This window comes from Chitinophagales bacterium, from assembly GCA_017303835.1.
GTDB lineage: Bacteria > Bacteroidota > Bacteroidia > Chitinophagales > Chitinophagaceae > JAFLBI01.
The window spans coordinates 2,784,568-2,791,967 of the sequence record JAFLBI010000001.1 but is presented as its reverse complement, the minus strand read 5'-3'; the positions used below and the strand labels follow the sequence as shown (position 1 = coordinate 2,791,967).

The following is a 7,400-nucleotide window of genomic DNA, read 5'->3' as shown; positions in this document are numbered from 1 at the left end:
TTAATAGATTAAGTGATTTGATTTTTAATATCTCATTATCCAAATTAACCAACTGAGTTGGTCTTATCTGGTTCTGGAATAAATCAACCTGACCTGCTGCAGCGTTTTTGGAATCATCTGTCTTAACCAGTATTTGAACTGAAGCTTTGTAAACGGGTTCAGTGTATCTGATATAGATATACCCAACACCTACCGAAATTGAAAAAATCAACAGTATAAATGGCAGATAGGACAGATACTTGAATAGCAACTCCTTTATGGAAAAAAGCACAACCTTTTCTTTCTGGAATTGATTTAATACCGGGTTGGTATCATGAAAAGTAGTATCGCTCATAAACGATTATCTTGATAATATAGAATAAATAGGTATCAGTAAAAAGAATATCCCAAGTATCGTAGTAATTGGCGTAATTCTTCCCAGATTAATGGAATTCTCAGAGTTTCTGACTTGTTTGTAATAGTAGTCATTTGGCTTTATTACTACTACATCATTATTCTCCAGCTTAAACGCTTCTGAAGCATATACAGACTTTGCATCTCTGAAGTCTATCGAAATCAATTTTCTCACTTTATCATATTCACGGATTACAAATACTGAATCTCTTTTAGAAAATTGATTTATTCCACCTGCAAGTGTTAGCGCACGCAAAATATTTGCTTCCTTTTCGGGCATACTTACCACCTGCTGACGATCTACCTGCCCCATTACGATAATATTCACTTCAAGCGGCTGAATTGATACATAAGGATTCTTAATAAATTTTGCCATTTCATTTTTAATTCTCAAGGCAGCATTACTTCTATTTAAACCTGCAATCTTAATTTTCCCGGCCAAGGGGATGTTAATTGTGCTATCATCCGCAACAACATAAGATAAGTCCTTACCGAAGTTAAATAGCTCTACCTGATTGGTGTTGATACTCTCAGTGTTAATATTCAATGTAATCTTATCGCCAGGCAAAATATCTCTCTCCTTCCATTCTTTTACGTCGCCCAGGCTATCTAAGCCAATTCTAAAAACCTCATACTCGTTTTTCAATCTGGCTAGTTTCTTTTTAGTCATGCATGAACTAAAGCCACCCAGAAAGAGGAGTAAGAATGCCAGGAAAGCGAAAAATCGTTTATTCAACATAGTCTTAGGTATATAGCTCCGCCACATCAGTCACAAGGCTGAGCTAGGGTGAATAAAAAAGGGCAAGGCGTCCGCCAGAGGCGGACACATTACCCGTTTATATCATGTATTATTGTTCTAAGTGCATGGTTTCCAAAGCCCAAGGCTTTCCTTCGTATCTTCCGGCTCACTCAATCATTCCTTCCGGATAAATAGATACGTAGGTTCACAAATATATGGTTTTGAGTCTATCAGCCTGCATGAAAAATGCCTTAAGCAAGATAAATAAAGCCGATTTTGTTACACATCGTCCGAGATACCTAAAAACTGGTAGAAGCAGCTTAAGTGCTTATTAATGCATCTTGCTATAGGCTAAGGGCTTGAAAAATAGTATTTTCGCCACACCCCCAACCCTGCCCAAGAAATCCATACCCTGTGTAGGCTGATTATTTGTTTAAACTGTTTAACATGCGGGTAAGACTTGTTTTGTCTTCCATTTTTATTTGTTTGGCGCAATTGCTCATGGGGCAAGGTGTTACGTATTACTCCAAAGCAACAGGCAATGCCAATGATCTTGCTACCTGGGGAACCAATACAGATGGTAGTGGTACAGCTCCAGGCAGTTTTAGTGCCGGAGATGTTTTTATTGTGCGTAATGGATCTAGCCTTACAACAAATGGCGCGTTGGCACTGAACTCAACAGGCATCAATGCGGTTACACTTCAAATCAATAATGGCGGAACATTGACCGCCTCTCATAGCATCACTTTTGTTGATGGGGGCAGTGGTACAAATTTCGTTATAGAAAATAATGGAACCTATGCACATAATCTGGCAACTGATGTGAGCACAACTGTATTTACCGCAACTACAAGAGACTTTCAAACTGGCTCTACCATTAATTTCACACAAAGCGGCACACACAATTTAACCTCCTTTGGTTTTGGCGTAAACGTGTACAACTTAGGCATTACAGGAACCACTATCACTGTAAACCTGTCTGGCGGGGCATTCAATATCAGTGGTACATTTACTATTTCGAGTGGAAACACATTTGACCTTACAAGCACAGCCAGTTCTGCTGCAATATTTGGCACACCATCCGGCTTAAGTGGAACCGGTACACTTAGATCAGGGTCTAGCTTTAACCCATCTATGCCTGCTGGACAAAGCTGGCCATTTACAGTTGAGTTTTACAGAGTTGGCGCACAGACAATTCCATCGGGCACTTTTACAAACTTAAACGCAACAGGTGGCAATAGAACCATTGGATCGGGCAGTACTGTTACTATAACAGGCACTTTTACACCAGGTGGCGGCACTTATACTTTGACCAACAGCACCATCGAATTTGCACAGAATGGTGCCTTGAATATTCCAAATCTTCCTTATAATAATCTCACGATCAGTGGAACAGGCACCAAGACCATGACTACTGATTTAACGATAGCTGGCGCCTTGGTGATCAGTAATTCCAATGCTGATTTGGATATCAATGGAAATACCCTTACACTAAATGGTAATGGCTCCTCTTTCACAGGTGACCTACTGGGCTCATCTACCTCCAATCTAGTTATTGGTGGCACTTTAGGCAGTTCACCAACCATTAAGTTCCATACCGGTGCGAATACGTTGAGAGATTTAACATTGAATAGAACTGGTGCTAGTGCAGGTGTTACATTGGGCAGTGACCTTACTATTGTGAGAAGATTAAATCTCACCAATGGCAACCTGAATACAGCTAATCATATCCTAACACTACAGTCTTCATCCATCGGCAATACAGCCCAGATAGCTACTGTTGGCAGCGGCGCCAGCGTAAGCTATGGTAGCCTGGGTGGTATTCGCATAGAACGTTATATACCCAGTGGCAATCGTGCTTACAGAGACCTTAGTTCAGGCGGCGTATATACAGACAATAGTTTTGTGTACGATAACTGGCAGGAAGCCGGAGCTACTACTGCAGGCTTTGGTACACATATTACCGGACTTGCCGGCAGCGGCGTTGATCCAACCACAGGTCTTGACAGAACAGCTACAGGTAGCCGTTCAATGCATACGTATATCAGTGCTGCCTGGGGCGATATTACCAATACCAGAACCACCAGACTAGATCCTTATCGAGGCTATCGTATTTTGATCCGAGGCGATCGCAATGCCAATATCACTACCCTACCTACGCCAACAACGATGAATAGGGATACTAGGCTCAGGGCAACAGGTAAACTCATTTATGGTGATATCACTTTTACAACCAGTGGAGCCAGCAGCAGTGCAGCAGGTGTGCCAAGCAGTGGGAATAGTTTAAACAACAGCACCAACGGTTATAGTCTTGTAGCCAATCCTTTCCCGGCTATTGTAGACTGGCATAGTGTACAAAATGCATCTACCAATATTCAAACAACCTATTGGTATTTTGATCCCACCATCGGTACTACCGGCGCATACGTTACTTATAATTCATTCACAGAGACAAATGATAATGGCGCTTCCAATGTGGGCAGGTACCTGCAACCCGGCATGGGCTTTTTCACTCAAACCAGTGCTTCCAACCCTGTATTACGTATCAATGAAGCCCATAAAGCATTGGATGCAGGCAGCCTCACCAATATTTATGAGTCTGTTGGAGGCAACCCCAATGTGTATGCCAAGCTTAGAGCCATGTTGCGTAAACAAGTAAGTGGTCGCTGGATTAATATGGATGGCACTACGCTGGTACTTGGCGAAAATTTCAGCAATAGTATCAATAATCGGGAAGATGCAGCCAAACTCAGCAATGGCACTGAAAACCTTTGTATTGTTACCAAAAGCAGCAACCTCAGTATTGATGCCAGACAACAACTCAGCGCTGCAGATACTATTCAATTCCGTATTTGGCAAACTGGTAATGGCCAACAATATCAGTTGATTTTGGTTGGTCAGGATTTTCATGTAGAGGGTGTTTTGCCATTTTTGGAAGATCGACTTTTGCAGACATTCACTTACGTGCGTAAAGACACCATGGTCATTCCATTCACGGTAACAGCTGATGCAAGTTCGAGTGGAGATAGGTTCCGCATTGTATTCCGCAAAATTCGTCCATCAGGTGTTCAGCATAGTGTGAAATTGGAAGGACAAGCCAATGCGGCACGATTGATTCAATTGCAATGGGCGGCCGGAACTGAACAAGATATGCTGCAGTATGAAGTAGAAAAATCCATTGATGGAAACAGTTTCTACTTTGTAGGTAAGAAGAGTAGCGGCGAAGCCAGAAATTGGACAGATATGCGTGCGGCAGCAGATAAAACCTGGTACCGCATAAAACAGCTAATGCTGGATGGTAGTTACCAATACAGCAATATGGCTTATTTCGGACCAGAAGCAGAAGAAGGCAAACAATCTGTGCGCGTGTATCCAAACCCTTACAAGGGCGGTAATATACAATTGATGCTTTTTAATATACCTGACGACCAATATCAGGTAAGTATTATTGATGCGCTTGGAAAACAGTTAAGCTTATATACATTTACACATAAGGGTACACAATCTGTACAAGTAATACCGGCAGGACAATTAAATCCCGTAAAAGGTGTTTATCAGTTACAGATTAGCGGCAAGAGCGGCAGGTGGACTACCAAATTGATTGTTGATTAGTGAAGCAAGTATTGTATCTATATATTCGAAGAGTTTTTAGCTGTACACTTGGTGTTTGCTGTTTTGTGACTGTAGAGGCACAAAGCGGTGAATGGGTGCCTCAAAATATTTTTGAAGGCGGTTCAACCAATATGTTTGAATCTAACAGACAGAGCACACTGTTAACCCCTTCTGATTCTAATTTATTCAGCGGTCAGGGACGTTTACTTCGAGATAGTACCAACTCAAGAAGTTTTAACCAAGGACTTTACGGCAATAGTGACCCTGGCGGTCCAGGCACCGGAGGAGGTGGCGGAACACCAACAGATGCAGGTGTTCCTGTTGATGGCGGGCTTTCTGTAATGCTTGTTGTTGGTGCAGCCATGGGTATACGAAAAAGAGCAGCCCGTAAAAAGTTTTCGCGCTAATTTTTTCCGATAGCTATTCATATTTAATGCTCAGATAAATGCAGCAGAGTAAATTTCCGTAGGGCTTGCGGGGAGGGGAGATACTATACAATCATACCCCTCAGTCCTCCTCACGCTGTTCGGAGTCCGGCTCCCCTTGGCAGGGGAGCAAATCACTGGAATAATTTATTCGTTAAACCTGACCATAGACTTTAGTCTACGGAAGAATTATAGTCGCTTCATATACCAACTACGATTTCTTCAATTCAACATCTAGACAAAGCAATGCGAGGATATTAAGTGTTCAACCACTACGTGGTTGTGGCTTCTACTTTAGACTTTATTACTATTTATATAACCACTTCGTGGTTGTTAATCGTTAATATATAATTCTCCCTCTCCTTTGGAGAGGGCCGGGGTGAGGTCAAACAGAAGTTTTAGCGGTTTACCATCCGAAGCTGAAGCGTAGGATGGAGGGAGATGAGGTCACCTACTCCTTCACCAAGCGATAGTGCAGTAATAAAAGCAGCAACAAAACAGTATAGATCACCATATTGTACATATCGTGATGATCGATACCTGCGAAGATGTTCCAGTGCTCGTAATGTGCAATCAATAGCAATGCTATACGCTGCATATTCAGCAATGTAATCAACACAGAACCACCGAATATCCAAACCAACCGGAATTTCCACGCATGTGCCGCAGCGGCACACCAGGCTATCCAGAATGAAAGAATACCAATACCCAAACAATCATAGACCAATTGAACTCGATTGGCTTCATTGATTTGTAACCGATACACATCCGGATAGGCTGCGGTATAACCCAACCATTCCAAGCATTGACCAGCGCCATGCAAGAGTAGTTTGCGATAAGCAGCAACATAATCTAAGGACTGCAGAAATGGCAAGGATAACTTGCCAGTAGGTGAGGCTAAAGCAATAAAGCCGTAGGTACCACCATACAGTATGGCAAATACAAGCAGGAATTTGATCAGAAATAATTTTTGTATTCGAGCCAAGGAGAACATTGGTATGAAGATAGGTAGGAAACCCGCTTGGCTAATGCATAAATTTAATAGCTTTAATTAACCTTAACTGCCTGCCATGAACCAACGCTATTACTCTCTGGATGTATTTCGCGGCGCTACTGTTGCCTTAATGATTTTGGTGAATAACCCCGGTAGTTGGAGCCATATTTTTGGTCCGCTCAAACATGCGGAATGGCATGGCTGCACACCAACAGACTTAGTCTTTCCATTTTTTTTGTTTGCCGTTGGTAATGCGCTGGCTTTTGTGATGCCCAGATTTGAAGAGGCCGGGCAAGCTGCTTTCTTGAAAAAAGTATTGAAGCGTACTGCCTTAATCTTCCTCATTGGCTTATTGCTGCATTGGAGTCCATTTGTAAAATGGCAAGACGGTCATTTGGTGATGAAGCAATGGCAAAACGTCCGCATCATGGGTGTGTTACAACGTATTGCATTGTGCTATGGTTTTGCTGCCATCATTGTCTATTACTTCAAAACCAAAGGTGCTTTTGTGTTCAGCGCCATATTATTGATTGCTTATTGGCTATTGAGTTATTTTCTGGGTAATCCTGCAGACCCTTATAGCATGCAGGGCTTTTTTGGTACGCAACGCGATATCAATTTGTTTGGCGAATCGCATATCTATATGGGCGAAGGCGTACCCTTTGATCCGGAAGGATTGTTCAGCACGCCAGCGGCGATAGTACAGGTGGTGTTTGGCTATTTTACCGGACAGTATATTCAGCAAAAGGGCAAGAATTATGAAATGCTGAGTAATTTATTTGTGGCGGGATTGATCCTGATTTTTGCAGGACTATGCTGGGATATGGTCTTCCCTATCAACAAAAAAATCTGGACCAGCAGTTACACCTTGTACACCACAGGACTGGCCATGCTGGTGATTGGCATCTTGATATACCTGATTGAATTCAAGGAAGCCAAGGGTGCTTGGAGCCGCTTCTTTGATGTATTTGGTAAGAACCCATTATTCATTTTTGTATTGAGTGGGTTTCTACCCAGACTCACAGGATTACTCCGTTGGTCAACTGGCGTGAATGCAGAAACAGGAGAACCAACATATACATCTTTCTTCCCATGGTTCTATAATACATTTTGTAAAAACATTTCAGAAGACCTAAGAGTAGGCTCACTTTTATACGCCATTCTACTGATAGTATTCTACTGGGGCATCTGTTATGTACTGGATAAGCGAAAGATTTATATCAAAGTATAGTATCAT

General features: G+C 42.1%; 6 protein-coding genes. 3 read left to right on the top strand and 3 right to left on the bottom strand.

Going from position 1 to position 7,400, the window contains the following annotated elements:
* Together J0L83_12715 and J0L83_12710 are read right to left on the bottom strand one after the other, a co-directional pair.
* On the bottom strand, positions 1-334 hold a 334-nt coding region (locus tag J0L83_12715; protein ID MBN8665437.1), incomplete at its 3' end, for a hypothetical protein.
* Positions 335-340: 6 nt separating this feature from the next.
* Positions 341-1,039 (bottom strand): polysaccharide biosynthesis/export family protein, encoded by a 699-nt coding sequence (locus J0L83_12710; GenBank protein MBN8665436.1) that lies wholly within the window; start codon positions 1,037-1,039, stop codon positions 341-343.
* A gap of 540 nt (positions 1,040-1,579) precedes the next feature.
* On the opposite strand from J0L83_12710, the gene J0L83_12705 reads away from it, so the two are divergent.
* Both J0L83_12705 and J0L83_12700 read left to right on the top strand, forming a co-directional pair.
* A complete protein-coding gene (locus tag J0L83_12705) occupies positions 1,580-4,744 on the top strand; it encodes a T9SS type A sorting domain-containing protein (protein MBN8665435.1) in 3,165 nt (1,054 codons plus the stop codon).
* Positions 4,744-5,151, top strand: a complete 408-nt coding sequence (locus J0L83_12700; GenBank protein ID MBN8665434.1) for a hypothetical protein — start codon at positions 4,744-4,746, stop codon at positions 5,149-5,151. The genes J0L83_12705 and J0L83_12700 overlap by 1 nt, the downstream gene beginning before the upstream one ends.
* A 469-nt stretch (positions 5,152-5,620) precedes the next feature.
* Here J0L83_12700 and J0L83_12695 read toward each other — a convergent pair whose 3' ends face one another.
* Positions 5,621-6,154 (bottom strand): archaeosortase/exosortase family protein, encoded by a 534-nt coding sequence (locus J0L83_12695; GenBank protein MBN8665433.1) that lies wholly within the window; start codon positions 6,152-6,154, stop codon positions 5,621-5,623.
* A gap of 85 nt (positions 6,155-6,239) precedes the next feature.
* Here J0L83_12695 and J0L83_12690 point away from each other — a divergent pair, with 85 nt between their 5' ends.
* Positions 6,240-7,394, top strand: a complete 1,155-nt coding sequence (locus J0L83_12690) for a DUF5009 domain-containing protein (GenBank protein ID MBN8665432.1) — start codon at positions 6,240-6,242, stop codon at positions 7,392-7,394.
* The last annotated feature ends 6 nt before the right edge of the window (positions 7,395-7,400 follow it).